The following is a 14,423-nucleotide window of genomic DNA, read 5'->3' as shown; positions in this document are numbered from 1 at the left end:
TTTCGGTGAATTCGTATTGCCAAACCGAGGCGGCGTAGAATGCCAAGGCGACGCCCGCAGCGACCGCGGCCAGAAAGGCAAGTTCGCGTTTTTGCGGCGGCCAGACAAGGCCGGGCCGGCACAGCGCCGCGGCAATGATGAGGAGCGGATACTCGGCGACCCACGAGAACAGGTGCTGGGCGACCAGCCCGGCAAAAATGCCGCCGATCACGCCCCCAAGCGACAGATAGAGATAGAACGAGGTCAGATAGCGCGCCGGCGGCCGGCGTCGTGCCAATTCGCCGTGGCACATCAACGCGAGAACAAAGAAGCCGACCAGGTTCAGCGCGATCAGCACCACGATCTGGTCCGCCGCTCCGAGTGCGAGCGACACCACGAGCATGATCACCGCGAGCGGTGCGATGAAGGTGACGAAACGGTGCGGCAGGATCGGCCGCGACTGGAACGCGATCACGAAAGTGGCGAGATAAAGCGCAAGCGGCACAACCCACAGGAACGGCGCCGCGGCGACGTCGGTCGAAATGTGGGCGGTGATTGCGATCAGAAGCGCGGACGGGACCGCCGCAAGCGCGATCCAGATCAGGGCATCGCGGACCGTCGGCGGCGCGGCTTCATCGGTTGCGATTTCCGGCAGCGCATCGCGCGAGCGCAGGAGGAATACGCCACACAGAGCGATCAGAGCGATGAGCGTGTAGAAGCCGACGGTCCAGCCTGTGGTCTGCTGCGGCAGACGGGTGAACGGTTCGATCACGAACGGATAGGCGAGCAGCGCGAGGAAGCTGCCCACATTGCTCGCAGCATAAAGAAAATACGGATCCTTCGCCTGCGGATGGCCGGTGCGCGCAAACCAGGCCTGCAGCAGCGGGCCATTCGCCGACAGCGCAAAAAATGGCAACCCGATGGAGGCTCCGAACACCCCGAGCAGCCAGAATTCCTGGCCCGCGGCCGGTGGCCGTCCCCATCCGGCTGCAATCCCAAGCGGCAATGCGAAGACTGCGACCACCATGACCACAAGGTGCAGCACCACCGAGATGCGGCCCGGCACGAACCTGGTCAGCGCATGCGCGTAAGCGTAGCCGGCAAGCAGCATGGCCTGGAAGAACACCATCGCCACCGACCAGACCGCCGGCGTGCCGCCGAGCCGCGGCAGCACCATCTTGGCGAACAGCGGCTGCACCGCGAACAGGAGTGCGGCGCTGACGAAAATTGCAGCGGTGTAGGTGACAAGCAGAAGCCTGAAGGACGAGGCACTGGCCGGCATGAAATCGCGCTCTGGGACGGTTTCTTGAAGTCTCCATCCGGGCTGTCGCCGGCCGGACCGGTCCTTATAGCGCAGCCAAAGCTGCACGCTCGATGAATTCGATGTTCACCGATTCAGTTTGACGGTGAGCGCCCGAGGACACGTCCGGCCACAGCGTCGAGTTTGCGGACGAGTTCCGGGTCACGGGCCTCGGGCGCCGTGATGATTGCGGAATCAAGCGCACGGTCCGACCCGATCGGGCACGGCAGGCGTTCCCGCGGAAAATCGGCTGCGAGCCGTCCCACCAGCCGCTTCGCCTTTTCGGCATTGGCGGTCAGCACCGCGATGATGTCCTGCACGGTCACGGCGTCGTGGTCCGGATGCCAGCAGTCGAAATCGGTGACCATGGCGACGGTCGCGTAACAAATCTCCGCTTCGCGGGCGAGCTTCGCCTCCGGCATGTTGGTCATGCCGATCACCGAATAACCGAGTTGCTGGTAGGTCAGGCTCTCCGCGAGGGTGGAGAATTGCGGGCCTTCGATGCAGACATAGGTGCCGTCGCGCACCACCGCGAGGTCTTCGGCGCGCGCTGCCGCTTCGATCTGGTTGCGCAGGTTGGGCGAGACCGGGTGCGCCATCGACACATGCGCGACGAGTCCCTTGCCGAAAAACGAGTTTTCGCGCCTATAAGTACGGTCGACGAACTGGTCCACCAGCACAAAGGTGCCGGGCGGCAGCGTTTCCTTGAACGAGCCGCAGGCCGACAGCGAGACGAGGTCGGTCACGCCGACCCGCTTCAGCGCGTCGATATTGGCACGGTAGTTGATGTCCGAAGGCGAGAGCCGGTGGCCCCGATCATGACGCGGCAGGAACACGACCGGCAGTCCTGCGATCTGGCCGATCCGGAGCGCGCCGGACGGTTCGCCGAACGGCGAAGTCACGCGCTGCTCGCGGACATTCTCGAGCCCGGGCAAATCGTAGATGCCGGAACCGCCGATGATGCCGAGGACGGACGCGGTCATGATCCTCCCCCGCAAAAACGAAACGGACCCGGACGGGGCCTTGGCGCGTACCGTTCAGTTGCGCTTGTACTCGGTCGGCTCGCGCTGGCCTTCGAGCATCTCGGGATGCGCCTTTACCGCCGCCCACACCTTCTTCTTGGTGAAATAAAGCAGGCCCGCCAGAACCAGCAGGAAAATCATTACCTGCAGGCCGAGGCGCTTGCGCGCCTCCATATGCGGTTCGGCGGCCCACATCATGAAGGCGGTGACGTCCTTTGCGTATTGCGCGGCAGTCTGCGGCGCCCCGTCGTCATAAGTGACCTGATCGTCGCTCAGCGGGTTCGGCATGCCGATGGCATGGCCTGGAAAATACTTGTTGTAGTGCGTGCCCTCGGGCAGCTTGAAGTCCTTCGGCGCATCGACGTATCCGGTCAGGAGCGCCGCGATATAATCGGGGCCCTGCTCCTGATATTGCGTGACGATGTCCGCCAGGAACCACAGGCCGCCGCGCTCATAGGTCCGCGCCTTGGCGATCAGCGAGAGATCAGGCGGCAGCGCGCCGCCATTGGCCGCACGCGCCGCGTTATCGTTCGGGAACGGCTTGGGAAAACGGTCGGCGAGCCGCGCGGCCCGCTCGAACATTTCGCCGGCATCGTTCGGCCCGTCCTGCACCCGGTATTCCGACGCGATCACCGCCGCCTGGCGCTCGCTGAAGCCGGGCCCGCCGGTTTCGGCAAGATTGCGAAACGACAACAGCGACAGGCTGTGACAGGCTTGGCAGACTTCGCGATAGACCTTGAATCCGCGCTGCAACTGGGCGCGATCGTATTTGCCGACCGGTCCCCAGAACGACCATTTCTGCTTCGGCGGCGTCTCCGCCCCTTCGGCGGCCAATGCCGGTGCCGACAGCCCGAGAACGAATGCGAGAGCGAGTAGAGAGCGTTGCATCTTCATTGGTGCGTCTCCGGCCGCTCAGTGTCTCGTCGGCGCTGGCGCGGAGGCGCCGATCGGCACGCCCTCCTTCAGCACCGATTCGGAGATCGAGTTGGGCAACGGCTTGGTCTTTTCGTAGCGCGAGAGCAGCGGCAGCACGATCAGGAAATGCGCGAAGTACCAGAAGGTCAGGATCTGCGAGGCGACCACGTAGCCGCCTTCCGCAGGCTTGGCGCCCAGATAGCCGAGGCCGAGACAGACCGCGACGAAGATCCAGAAGAACTGCCTGAACAGCGGACGATAGCGCGCCGATCGTACTCTGGAGGAATCGAGCCAGGGCAGGAAAGCCAGTACCAGGATCGAGGCGAACAGCGCGATCACTCCGAGCAGCTTGTTCGGGATCGCGCGCAGGATCGCGTAGAACGGCAGGTAATACCATTCCGGCACGATATGCGTCGGCGTCACCGCCGGGTTGGCCGGGATATAATTGTCGGCGTGTCCGAGATAGTTCGGGATGTAGAACACGAAATAGGCGAAGAACAGCATGAAGCAGACCATCGCGAAGCTGTCCTTGATGGTCGCATAGGGCGTGAACGGCACGGTGTCCTTGTCGCCCTTGGGCTCGATGCCGGCCGGGTTGTTCTGCCCGGCCACATGCAATGCCCAGACATGCAGCACGACCACGCCCGCGATCACGAAGGGCAGCAGATAATGCAGCGAGAAGAAGCGTTGCAGCGTCGGATTGCCGACGGCATATCCGCCCCAGAGCCAGGTGACGACGGTCTCGCCGACCCAGGGGATGGCCGAGAAGAAGTTGGTGATGACGGTCGCGCCCCAGAAGCTCATCTGACCCCAGGGCAGCGTGTAACCCAGGAACCCGGTCGCCATCATCAACAGGTAGATGATGACGCCGAGAATCCACAGCACCTCGCGCGGCTCCTTGTAGGAACCGTAATACATGCCGCGAAACATGTGGATATAGACCGCGATGAAGAACATCGAGGCGCCGTTGGAATGCAGGTAACGCAACAACCAGCCGTAATTCACGTCGCGCATGATGTGCTCGACGGAATTGAACGCCATCGTGTCGTGGGGCGTGTAGTGCATCACCAGCACGATGCCGGTGACGATCTGCGCCACCAGCATGAACGACAGGATGCCGCCGAAGGTCCACCAGTAATTCAGGTTGCGCGGCGTCGGATAGGCGATGAACGAGGAGTGGACCAGACCCGCGATCGGTAGCCGCCGCTCCATCCACTTCATGAATGCGCTTTGCGGCTGATAGGTCGAATGTCCGCTCATTGGTGAAACCCTCTAGGGGGAAGCCTTTTCGGAATAATTTGCAGGGACGTCGTGATCGCGTCAGCCGATCCTGACCCGGGTGTCGGTGAGGAATTCGTAGGGCGGCAGCGCGAGGTTGGTCGGCGCCGGGCCGGAACGGATACGGCCCGAGGTATCGTAGACCGAGCCGTGGCAGGGGCAGAAATAACCATTATACGGGCCGGCATGCGCCAGCGGAATGCAGCCGAGATGGGTGCAGATGCCGATGAGGACCTGGAAGTTGGCGTGGCCCGCCTTGACCCGCGCGGAATCGGGCTGCGGGTCGGGGAGGCTCGCCAGATTGACGTCCTGGGCTTCCTTGATTTCCTTCGGTGTGCGGTGGTTCACGAAAATCGGCTTACCGCGCCAGAACACCTTGATGACCTGGCCCTCGGCGACCGGGGTCAGGTCGACCTCGACGGGCGCGCCAGCGGCGATTGTGGACGCGTCGGGATTCATCTGGAAAATGAACGGCCAGGCGGTGAACGCGACGCCGACGGCCGCGACCGAGCCGGTCGCCACGTAAAGGAAATCGCGGCGCGTATGGGCCGCCGATGCTGCTGCTGATGCCACGGTGAAAGTCCCTCTTCCGTCGTGCCGGAGCCTGCGCGCGCTGCAAACCTTCGAGGGACCTGACCGCTTCGTCCGTCCCCCGGTGGCGAGCGCAGCGACCACGTCCGACCAGCCGATTCCGACCTTGGGGAAGGCCGTCGGCGGCGATCCGGCGGCGTGTTATTGGCACCCTTGCCGAAGGAGCGCAAGCCTGCCTTTGCAACTCCGATAAAGAGTCGCATAAGCCCTTAGCCTAACATCGCAATTTGACCCTCCGCGCGGGGAGATTTTTGACAATTCCCAATGCACCCTCGCTCGCGCTTTACCAGCCGGACATTCCCCAGAATACCGGCACGATTCTGCGGCTTTGCGCCTGCCTCGGAGTGACCGCCCATCTGATCGAGCCGGCCGGCTTCCCGGTGACCGACCGCGCCTTCCGGCGGGCCGGGATGGACTATCTCGACGCGGTGACGATCGAACGGCACGCCTCGTTCGCGGCATTCGATGCGTCGCGGCGGGCGGCCGGGCTCGGACTGACCTTGTTCACGACCAAAGGCGCGGTCAGCTATCTGCACCACGACTACCGGCCGCCGCAGGTGCTGCTGTTCGGCCGCGAGTCCGCGGGGGTGCCGGACGATGTGATGGCGGCGGCGGATGCGCGGCTGCTCATCCCGATGCGCGAGGGACTGCGCTCGCTCAATGTAGCGATGGCGGTCGCCATGGCGGCGGGCGAGATGATGCGGCAGCGGGGCGGTTAGGCTCGCTACCCGTCGCCGGCATCGAGACGGACGCGGCAACAGACCATACCCTAATCCGGCATTGGTCGCAGCCGCCCGCGCGAAGGTTCAAAACCGCGGGCCACTTTTTCTGCCTGGCTGGGCGGCACACGCGCGCGGCACACATCGCGGGCCGGAAACCGGGCTTGCAGTCGCGCGTTGTCGCAGCAATCCTCCCAAGGTCCCGCCAGGAATCCCCGATGCCCTTCAATCCCGAATATACAACCAGCGAGCCGCCGCGCGCCGAGATCGATGCGCTGACCGGCGCCACGCTGCTTGAGTTCGGCAGCGCGTGGTGCGGCCATTGCCGCCGTGCAAGCCCCCTCGTCGAACAGGCCTTTGCCGCCCACCCGGACATCCGCCACGTCAAGATCGAAGACGGCAGCGGACGGCCACTCGGACGATCGTTCCGGGTGAAGCTCTGGCCGACGCTGGTCTTCCTCAAGGATGGCCGCGAGGTCAGCCGGCTGGTCAGGCCGCAGGATGGCCGGGAGATTGCGGCGGAGATGCAAGCGATCGACCCGTCCGGCGGGCGAGCCCGCTCGACGTGAACTGGACCATGGGGCCTGTGCCGGAGGCGCTCGCCGTCCTGATGATGACGGCGTTCGCTGTTTCCACAACCGCAGCCTTCACGAACCGGAGAAATTCGCTGGTGCCTCACCCACGCTAATCGAGTGATCGAGCGACACGGAAGCCATTGTAGATGCCGCGGTAAGACGAGGTGCTGGCGTCGCGGTCCGCGGATCGGAGGGCTTCCGGATAATAGTTCCAGGACCCGCCGCGGAGAACGCGCCGACCGCAATCGCCGGCGGTCCAGGCCGAGCCGTCGGCCGGAGCGCCTGCATAGCTTCCATTCCAGCAATCCTCCATCCATTCCCACACATTGCCATGCACCTGATAGAGCCCGAACGGGTTCGGCTGGAACGAATCGACCGGCAAGGTGCGCCGCCGATACTCTCCCTTGCGGCCGTCGCCATACGTGGAAGTGCCATCGTAGTTTGCCTGCTGCGACGAGATCGTTGCGCCCCACCAGAACGGGGTCGTGGTCCCGGCGCGGGCGACATACTCGCGTTCGGCCTCGCTCGGCAGGCGGTAGGTCTTGCCGGTCCGGCGTGACAGCCATGCCAAATAAGCCTTGGCGTCGTCCCAGCTCACGTTGATGACCGGCCGCTTCCCCCGGCCCCAGGCCTGATCTGCAGGCCGGTAGCCACCGCAACCACCGTCCGCCACGCAGGCGTCCCATTGGTCGAAGGTCACTGCGAACTTGCCCACCGCGAACGGCCGGGCAAAGGCGACCCGGTGCTGCGGACCTTCGTCGGTGCTCCGCCCCTTCTCGCTCGCGGGTGAACCCATGGCGAACGAGCCTGCCGACACCACGACCATCTCAGGACACAGCTCGCATTCCTTGAAGGTGTCGCCGGGCTTGTATCGCCGCTGCGGCGCGGCCTCTGGCCGTTCGGGGAAAGTGCCGACCGCGACCTTGGGCTCGTCCTTCTTGCGGATCTGCTCCTCCAGCGCCCTCAACCGCTCCTGCAGCGCAGTCACATCCGGTGCAGCCTGCGGCGCCGCAGCCGGCCGTCCCTTCAGATAGAATTCCCCGATCAGTGAAAGCGACAATTCCGGCAATTGCGTGCGTTTCGTCGCCTCATAGACATCCGCGCTCATGCGGCGGAATACCGTGCCGATCTCCTCCGCCGCCTCGATATGCTTCAGGAACGCCGCCGTATAGGGCGAGTTTCGCCCGCGGCCGTCGGCGGCGACCGAGCCGGCCTGCGTGGAGAACGCCAGGATCATTCCTTGCGGCGAATCGATCTTCGCAAGTCCGCGGCCAATGCTGGCCGAGCGTGTCGTGCCGATGCGCCGTTTCAGCTGCTCGGCCAGCGGATTGTCCCGGCAGGAATCGAGCACGAGGATCCGCAGGTTCCTGGCCTGCTGCAGATCGGCGACGATCTCGTCGATGCGGGCCATGCGGCGCAGATCAGCCTCGTCCGTCAGACTCGCGTCGACTGGCATCAGATAATTCACGCCATTGAACTGCATCGCGTGCCCGCTGAAATAGAAAATGGCGACGTCGGCATCGCGTGCAGCACGCGCAAAACGGATCGTGGCATTTTCCATGCCGGCCCTGTCGAGATCGAGGCCAACGATGGTGTCGAAGCCGGTTCGCCGCAGCGCGGCGCTCACGTCTTCGGCGTCGTTCTTCGGATTGAGCAGCCGCTGGGTGTGCTGATAGGCACCGTTACCGATGACGAGCGCGACGCGCTTTTCGGCGGCGGCCGGGGTGACGAAAGACCAAACCGCGGCAATCGCAACAACAAGATGAAGGAGCAACGACGGCACGGTTTCCTCCCAGAAAAACCGCAGACTGTGAATCATAGGCCGATCCAACATCGGTCGCAGCACGGCGATCAGCGGTTCACGACAATTTCAGCGGCTTGTCCTGCCGGCCTTCCGTTGTATGGTCGCGCGTTTTCCGGGGCGCCGGGCCCGCCCCTGGGGTTGCGATTCCGCAAGGCTCGCCGGTCCCCTGTTCGTCTATCGGAGACATATGTCCATGCGCGCATTCATCCTGTCACGCCGGTCGGTCCTGTTGGCTTCCGTGACCACGCCCCTCGCCGCCGCCTTGCCGCAGGCGATCGCGCAGGATGCGCCGGACCTGTCCAGGCTGAAGGCGGGCCAATTCATCTGGACGCCCGAACGCGCCCCCGCCGGGCCGGTCGTGGTGCTCGTCTCCATTCCTGACCAGCGGGTCACGGTCTATCGGGGCGGGACGATGATCGGCGCCTCGACCTGCTCCACCGGCAAGCCCGGACACACGACGCCATCGGGCGTGTTCGTGATCCTGCAGAAGGACAAGAACCATCATTCCTCGACCTACAACAACGCGTCCATGCCATACATGGAGCGACTTACCTGGCAGGGCGTGGCGCTCCACGCCGGCAATCTGCCGGGCTACCCGGCAAGCCATGGCTGCATCCGGCTGCCGCTGGAGTTCGCGAAGGTTCTGTTCGGGGTCACGTCGCTCGGCACGCCGGTCGTCGTCGCCGATGCGAAGACGGCAACCGCGGATATCCGCCATCCGGGACTGCTGATTTCGGACCATCTGGAGGCGATGGCCCACGACGCAGTGAAGACCGTGGCGGCAAAGCCGCACCACCCCGAGACCGCGACCGCGCAGACCCATGAAGCGGCCGCCTTCGTGATTTCGACCGCCGACCGGCGGCTGCTCGCCTTCGTCAACGGCAAGGAGGTCTTCGCCGCACCGGTTACCCTGAAAGCGCCGGAGAAATCCTACGGCAATCACGCCTTCACGCTGACGGGGCCTGATTCCGATCCGCGCCACATGAAGTGGATGGCAATCGGGCTCGATGCCGCGCATGCCGGCCAGTCCGACCAGATCGTGGCTTCCACACTGAACAAGGTCGATCTGCCGCCGGATGCCGCCAAGCGCGTCCTCGCACTGATGCATCCCGGCTCGACCATGGTCATTACCAGCGGCCCGGCCACAGCACAGAACCGGACCGGCCCCGGTTTCACGATCATCACCCATGACGACGCCTGACCGATGACGACGCCCAGCGAGGCCACCCACGACCGCACCGCTCTGACCGGCGCCCTGCCGGCGCTCGACGCCGATTTCGCCCGGCTCGAAGCCCACAAGACCAAGTCCCGAACCTGGTTTGAGGCCTTGCGCGACCAGATCTGTGCCGCGTTCGAGAAGCTGGAAGACGAGTTGCCGAGAGGATTGCCGCAATCCGAAACGGCGCCCGGCCGTTTTGTGCGCACGCCCTGGAACCGCACGGATCATTCCGGCGGCGCAGGCGGCGGCGGCGTGATGTCGATCATGAAGGGCCGCGTGTTCGAGAAGGTCGGCGTGCATTGCTCGACGGTGTTCGGCGAATTCGCGCCGGAATTCCGCAAGGAGATTCCGGGCGCCGAGAAAGACCCGCGCTTCTGGGCCTCGGGAATCTCGCTGATCGCGCATCTGTGGAACCCGAACGTTCCGGCCGTGCACATGAACACCCGGTTCGTGATCACGACCAAAGCCTGGTTCGGCGGCGGCGCCGACCTCACGCCGGTGCTGGACGCGCGCCGGACAGAGGACGACCCCGACACGATCGCCTTTCATGCCGCGATGCAGAAAGCGTGCGATGCTCATGCGACGATCGCGCCCTATGACAGGTACAAGTCATGGTGCGACGAATATTTCTTTCTCAAGCATCGCAACGAACCGCGCGGGATCGGCGGCATATTCTACGACTGGCACAACAGCGGCGACTGGGATGCCGATTTCGCCTTCACGCAGGATGTCGGGCGCGCTTTTCTCGACGTATATCCGCAGCTCGTTCGCGCGAATCTCGCAAAGCCCTATGGCGACACCGAGCGCGACGAGCAGCTTGTGCGCCGCGGCCGCTATGTCGAATACAATCTCCTCTACGATCGCGGCACGATTTTCGGTTTGAAGACCGGCGGCAATGTCGATTCGATCCTGTCTTCGCTGCCGCCCTTGGTGAAATGGCCGTAGGCCGTTGGGGTTGTCGGCCGTTGTGATTTTCCTGTCACGCCCTGTCACTACGGTCCGCTCGAAACCAGCACGAGGGAGAGCGGCAGATGATCTTTCAACTCGGCGATATCGTGACCCTGAAATCCGGCGGACCGTTCATGACGGTTTCGCTCGTGAATGAGGACGGCGTCGAATTCATCTGGATCGGTGAGGAAGGCGACTTCTTTCGCGAAACCGTTCCGGCAGCCGTTCTGAGGTCGGCCGAAAGCGCGGACGATGAGGCCGAAGCGACCGGAAATGACGACGGCGCGGAGGAGCAAGACCGGCAGGACGAACTCGAGACCCGCAGGTCTGCCTGACGCGATCAGCGCGCAGGCTTGAGATCGGCTGGCGAAATCAGCACGCTGAACTGCTCGCACCAGATCACGACGCTCGGATATTTGCTCAGGTCGATTCCGGCCGGAATCGGATAGCGCTGGCTGCCCTTGAACGAGCGCAGACGTCCGAGATCGACAAACATCGATTTCGCGACCTGCTCTTCCTTCCGGATGTTGCCGGCCGGGACGAGATAGACATGATATTTCGGCCCCGGGCCGACCTCGAAATCCGGCTCCAGGAAGACCGCCTTTTCGTAAACGCTGACCTTGCCCCGGCCCCAGTGAATCGGGTCGGACGGGTTGGCGTGGATAAACGCTCCGTTAGCCACGATCCCATTTCGATCCGAATCAAGGAGGGTCTCCGCGGCCGGCGGGGGTGGAAAAACATAGGGGAAAAGGAAGAATCCGAGCCCGACTCCCGTCCCCAGCAAGATACCCCCAAGCACAATAAACAGCAGGGCTAGCCAAAATTTGCGCATTTCACATCCCCCGATACCTCTTTGGCGGGATTTCATTGGCCGCGGTGGTATCCAGTGGAAATATCATAAGAATTTGGTAAGGTTACGTGTTCGTTTTTGTTGCTGGCGCGACACACGTCGCTGGCAACTCGCAAGGCGGCGTGATTGTGGCAGATTTTTAGACACTTCTGCCGTAATTGTCCCGTACACGCGTGGCCAGACGGAACACTCGGTACGTCTTGTCACAGACCCAAGAAGGAAATGGGGGAGCTCATGCGTTCTTTTACAATCTCTGCAGTGGCGGCTGCAGGCATCGCGCTCGGCGCGGTTCAATCGGCTTCGGCGGCCGACATCGCACGGCCGGTCTACAAGGCTGCGCCGGTCATCATGGCTTACAACTGGAGTGGCTTCTACATCGGCGGCAACGTCGGTTACGGCTCGGGCGACCTGAACGCCACCGCTTGGGGCTTCGGGGCATCGGCCAGCATCGACGGCTGGTTCGGTGGCGGCCAGATCGGCTGGAACTGGCAAGCACCAGGTTCCCCGTGGGTCTGGGGTGTCGAGGTTGATTCGCAATGGGCCAATATCGGTAACGACGTCACCGTCACCGGCTTCAACAACGGCAACGCCATCGCAACCGCCTTTACCGACCTCGACTATTTCGGCACCGCGCGCCTGCGCCTCGGCTATGCTTGGGATCGCGTCATGGTGTACGGCACCGGCGGTCTCGCCTGGGGCAGCAATTCAATCGGCACGAACTTCGCGGTCAACGGCCTCGCCGCTGGCGTGGACTCGAGCAACACTCACGTCGGCTGGACGGTCGGCGGCGGCATCGAATGGGCGCTGCTCGACAACTGGACGGCCAAGGTTGAGTACCTGTATGTCGCGCTCGGGAACGAAAACTACTTCCCGACGGCCGCCGGGGGGCTGGGCTTCGATGCGGACCTCGATGTTCATACCGTGAAGGTCGGCCTGAACTATCGCTTCGGATACAGCAAGGCCCCGGTCGTCGCGAAGTACTGATCGAGCCTGAGCTCTCTCCTGAACTTAAAGGCCCCGGCGAAACCCGGGGCCTTTTTTCATGCGTTGTCGGGCGGCGATGACCCCGCAGCACGGTCTGCCATCGCTGCAATGGTTGCCGGATCGGACGGAAAGTCGGCCGCGATCCAGGCCGCCTCCGCCCTGCGCAATGCCGCACCGAGCGCAGGCCCCTTCGCAACGCCGCGCGCCATCAGATCAGCCGCCGCAATCGGACAGGCCGGCGGTTGCCAGCGTGCGGGCAGCGCCAAAAGATGCTGCCGACGTTCGTTGTCCGGCACATCCCGCGACCGGGTCCAAGACAGCATCACGCGATCCGCATAGCCGGCAGCCCCCAGACGGTAGAGCAATGCGCGCGCAGTCTGCGGTGCGATGTCGCCACCGTTTCGCCACCAGCCATCCGCCATGGCGAACAATCGGCCATGCTCCGCATTGGAAAGCCGCAAGCGCTCAAACAGTCGATCCGCATCCTCCGAAACGAAAATCGCGAGCGCGCCAAGCCTGCGGATCGCATCCGGTTCCTCGCCGACCGCCGCCTCGATCGCGGCCATTTTCTCGAACGATGAGAGATAGGGGACACCGCCAAGAATCGTGACCAGCAGCCCGGCATCCCCCATCACCCCGAGCGCCTCGGCGGCCCGGCGCGCCACAACAAGCTTCAGCAATTCCATCCGCACGCGTTCGCGCGACAGCGATCGCAGGCCATCGCGGGCCTCGATGCAGGCGTGTAGTGCCGCCGCATCCGGCGCGCCCTCTCCATAGGCCGCGTGAAACCGGAAAAAGCGCAGGATGCGCAGATAGTCTTCCGCGATTCGCGCGGCGGGATCGCCGATAAAGCGCAGCCGTCTGGCATCGAGGTCGGCGAGCCCGCCGACATAGTCGTAGACAGCGCCGTCCCGTGATGCCGACAAGGCGTTGATCGTGAAGTCGCGTCGCTCCGCGTCGCGTTGCCAATCGCGGCCGAACGCCACTCTGGCCTTTCGTCCATAGGTTTCGACATCCTCGCGCAGCGTCGTGACCTCGAACGGAATGCCGTTGGCGAGCAGCGTCACCGTACCGTGCTCGATCCCGGTCGGGATGGCCCGCAGATGCGCCGCCTGCGCGCGCCGGATAATCTCTTCGGGCGCAGCCGTGGTCGCAATATCGACTTCCCGTACCGGCTCTCCGATCATCGCATTGCGGACGGCACCTCCGACCACGCGAGCCTCCTCGCCGTCGCGGTCGAGCATCGCAAGAATCCGCTGCAGCGCTTCGTCGTTCAGCCAGGCAGAATCCGACAAACGCGGCCGCAGCCCGCTCATTTGAAATGTCCGGGGATGAGTTTGCCGTCTTCCACATGCGGCGGGACATAGGTCGAGCCCGCTGGCTGATGGTTCAGTTGCCCGAGCACCAGGAAGCCGGCGATCATCAGGACCACCGCGACCGCGGTCAGCCAGCCCACGGTTTTCGCCGGCCACGACTCGACCTTCAGGACTCCGGTCCGGGTCGCGAAGAGGAACAGCGCATAGACCCCGAAAGGGGTCAGAAACAGCAGGATTTCGGTCAGGATCGGGCGGATCATGCGCCGTAGACCTTCTCGTGCAGGTTGCGGAAAATTCCCGCTGTCACGCCCCATATATAGCGTTCGCCGAACGGAATTGCGTAATAGCTGCGCATCATTCCCTGCCATTCCCGGCTGTGGGTCTGATGGTTGGTCAATTCCATCATGAATGACAGCGGCACCTCGAACGTGTCTTCCACCTCGCCCGGATTGAGGATGAGTTTGAATTCCGGATGCACGCGTGCGACGACCGGCACGATCCGGTAGCCGAGCGTCGTCATATACACGTCGAGATATCCGATCGGATCGATGACGCTTGCGTCGAGACCGACTTCCTCTTCCGCCTCGCGCAGAGCTGCCGCAAGTGGCGTCGCATCGGTGGCATCGATCTTGCCGCCGGGGAACGCGATCTGTCCGGCATGTTGCGGCAAATGTGCGGTGCGCTGCGTGAGCAGGACCATCGGCTCGTCGCGGTCGATCACCGGGATCAGCACCGCGGCCGGCTTGATCGGCCGCACCGCCGCCATCGCCTTGACCACCGGGTCGGCGTCATGATCGCCACGCAGCGGCAGCGCCTCCGGATCGGTGAGCCCCAGCGGCGGATCGAGCGTCAGCACGGCGCGCGCGCGATCGAAGAAGTCGCTGTGCGACAGCGTCTGTGACGGGGCGGCTTGCGTCACCATG

General features: G+C 63.9%; 13 protein-coding genes and 2 pseudogenes. 6 read left to right on the top strand and 9 right to left on the bottom strand.

The features are described from left to right. From AB7F49_RS18470 to petA, 4 genes and pseudogenes are all read right to left on the bottom strand, one after another. Positions 1–1,261, bottom strand: a pseudogene (locus AB7F49_RS18470) (class I SAM-dependent methyltransferase); the annotation flags it as partial. 113 nt (positions 1,262–1,374) lie between these two features. After that, the gene (locus AB7F49_RS18465; protein WP_428524955.1) at positions 1,375–2,262 is read right to left on the bottom strand and encodes an S-methyl-5'-thioadenosine phosphorylase; all 888 of its coding nucleotides are present in this window, start codon (positions 2,260–2,262) and stop codon (positions 1,375–1,377) included. A 54-nt stretch (positions 2,263–2,316) separates the two neighbouring features. Continuing rightward, a pseudogene (locus tag AB7F49_RS18460) lies at positions 2,317–4,476 on the bottom strand (cytochrome c1). Positions 4,477–4,536: 60 nt separating this feature from the next. Continuing rightward, positions 4,537–5,067, bottom strand: coding sequence for a ubiquinol-cytochrome c reductase iron-sulfur subunit (gene petA / locus AB7F49_RS18455; RefSeq protein WP_428524953.1), 531 nt, complete (start codon positions 5,065–5,067; stop codon positions 4,537–4,539). A gap of 269 nt (positions 5,068–5,336) precedes the next feature. On the opposite strand from petA, the gene AB7F49_RS18450 reads away from it, so the two are divergent. Then, on the top strand, positions 5,337–5,804 hold the full coding sequence (locus tag AB7F49_RS18450; protein WP_428524951.1) for a tRNA (cytidine(34)-2'-O)-methyltransferase: 468 nt from the start codon (positions 5,337–5,339) through the stop codon (positions 5,802–5,804). Positions 5,805–6,022: 218 nt separating this feature from the next. Then, positions 6,023–6,373: a thioredoxin family protein gene (locus AB7F49_RS18445; RefSeq protein WP_428524949.1), complete on the top strand. Its 351-nt coding sequence runs from the start codon at positions 6,023–6,025 to the stop codon at positions 6,371–6,373. A gap of 115 nt (positions 6,374–6,488) precedes the next feature. On the opposite strand, the gene AB7F49_RS18440 is transcribed toward AB7F49_RS18445, so the two are convergent. Then, positions 6,489–8,162, bottom strand: coding sequence for an SUMF1/EgtB/PvdO family nonheme iron enzyme (locus AB7F49_RS18440; protein WP_428524947.1), 1,674 nt, complete (start codon positions 8,160–8,162; stop codon positions 6,489–6,491). A gap of 214 nt (positions 8,163–8,376) precedes the next feature. Between AB7F49_RS18440 and AB7F49_RS18435 the strand changes: the two genes are divergently transcribed. From AB7F49_RS18435 to AB7F49_RS18425, 3 genes are all read left to right on the top strand, one after another. Next, complete coding sequence (locus tag AB7F49_RS18435; protein ID WP_428524945.1) at positions 8,377–9,384, top strand: L,D-transpeptidase; 1,008 nt, start codon at positions 8,377–8,379, stop codon at positions 9,382–9,384. A 3-nt stretch (positions 9,385–9,387) separates the two neighbouring features. Beyond that, positions 9,388–10,347: an oxygen-dependent coproporphyrinogen oxidase gene (gene hemF, locus AB7F49_RS18430; RefSeq protein WP_428524943.1), complete on the top strand. Its 960-nt coding sequence runs from the start codon at positions 9,388–9,390 to the stop codon at positions 10,345–10,347. Between the two features lie 86 nt (positions 10,348–10,433). Then, entirely contained in the window at positions 10,434–10,685 is a 252-nt protein-coding gene (locus AB7F49_RS18425; RefSeq protein ID WP_428524941.1) for a YodC family protein, read from the top strand. A 5-nt stretch (positions 10,686–10,690) separates the two neighbouring features. Here the strand turns inward: AB7F49_RS18425 and AB7F49_RS18420 are convergent, their stop codons facing one another. Further along, positions 10,691–11,032, bottom strand: a complete 342-nt coding sequence (locus AB7F49_RS18420) for a DM13 domain-containing protein (RefSeq protein ID WP_428524939.1) — start codon at positions 11,030–11,032, stop codon at positions 10,691–10,693. Positions 11,033–11,434: 402 nt separating this feature from the next. On the opposite strand from AB7F49_RS18420, the gene AB7F49_RS18415 reads away from it, so the two are divergent. Beyond that, positions 11,435–12,184, top strand: a complete 750-nt coding sequence (locus AB7F49_RS18415; RefSeq protein WP_428524937.1) for an outer membrane protein — start codon at positions 11,435–11,437, stop codon at positions 12,182–12,184. A 56-nt stretch (positions 12,185–12,240) separates the two neighbouring features. On the opposite strand, the gene AB7F49_RS18410 is transcribed toward AB7F49_RS18415, so the two are convergent. The 3 genes from AB7F49_RS18410 to AB7F49_RS18400 are packed head-to-tail and all read right to left on the bottom strand — an operon-like array spanning position 12,241 to position 14,422. Then, a complete protein-coding gene (locus AB7F49_RS18410; RefSeq protein WP_428524935.1) occupies positions 12,241–13,500 on the bottom strand; it encodes a CCA tRNA nucleotidyltransferase in 1,260 nt (419 codons plus the stop codon). Beyond that, complete coding sequence (locus AB7F49_RS18405; protein ID WP_428524933.1) at positions 13,497–13,760, bottom strand: DUF6111 family protein; 264 nt, start codon at positions 13,758–13,760, stop codon at positions 13,497–13,499. Before AB7F49_RS18405 ends, AB7F49_RS18410 begins: the two co-directional genes overlap by 4 nt. Then, the gene (locus AB7F49_RS18400; RefSeq protein WP_428524931.1) at positions 13,757–14,422 is read right to left on the bottom strand and encodes a CoA pyrophosphatase; all 666 of its coding nucleotides are present in this window, start codon (positions 14,420–14,422) and stop codon (positions 13,757–13,759) included. Before AB7F49_RS18400 ends, AB7F49_RS18405 begins: the two co-directional genes overlap by 4 nt. Between the last annotated feature and the right edge of the window lies 1 nt (position 14,423).

The sequence above is a fragment of the Pseudorhodoplanes sp. genome (genome assembly GCF_050250235.1).
Taxonomy (GTDB): domain Bacteria; phylum Pseudomonadota; class Alphaproteobacteria; order Rhizobiales; family Xanthobacteraceae; genus Pseudorhodoplanes.
Note: the sequence above shows the minus strand (reverse complement) of the source record. Positions and strands in the feature narration are given on the sequence as shown.

Bases quoted from the DNA above. Each gene is read 5' to 3' on its own strand.
- AB7F49_RS18425 (WP_428524941.1), top strand. From the start codon at position 10,434: ATGATCTTTCAACTCGGCGATATCGTGACCCTGAAATCCGGCGGACCG.
- AB7F49_RS18465 (WP_428524955.1), bottom strand. From the start codon at position 2,262: ATGACCGCGTCCGTCCTCGGCATCATCGGCGGTTCCGGCATCTACGAT.
- AB7F49_RS18410 (WP_428524935.1), bottom strand. From the start codon at position 13,500: ATGAGCGGGCTGCGGCCGCGTTTGTCGGATTCTGCCTGGCTGAACGAC.
- AB7F49_RS18415 (WP_428524937.1), top strand. From the start codon at position 11,435: ATGCGTTCTTTTACAATCTCTGCAGTGGCGGCTGCAGGCATCGCGCTC.
- hemF (WP_428524943.1), top strand. From the start codon at position 9,388: ATGACGACGCCCAGCGAGGCCACCCACGACCGCACCGCTCTGACCGGC.
- AB7F49_RS18400 (WP_428524931.1), bottom strand. From the start codon at position 14,422: ATGGTGACGCAAGCCGCCCCGTCACAGACGCTGTCGCACAGCGACTTC.
- AB7F49_RS18405 (WP_428524933.1), bottom strand. From the start codon at position 13,760: ATGATCCGCCCGATCCTGACCGAAATCCTGCTGTTTCTGACCCCTTTC.
- AB7F49_RS18435 (WP_428524945.1), top strand. From the start codon at position 8,377: ATGCGCGCATTCATCCTGTCACGCCGGTCGGTCCTGTTGGCTTCCGTG.
- AB7F49_RS18445 (WP_428524949.1), top strand. From the start codon at position 6,023: ATGCCCTTCAATCCCGAATATACAACCAGCGAGCCGCCGCGCGCCGAG.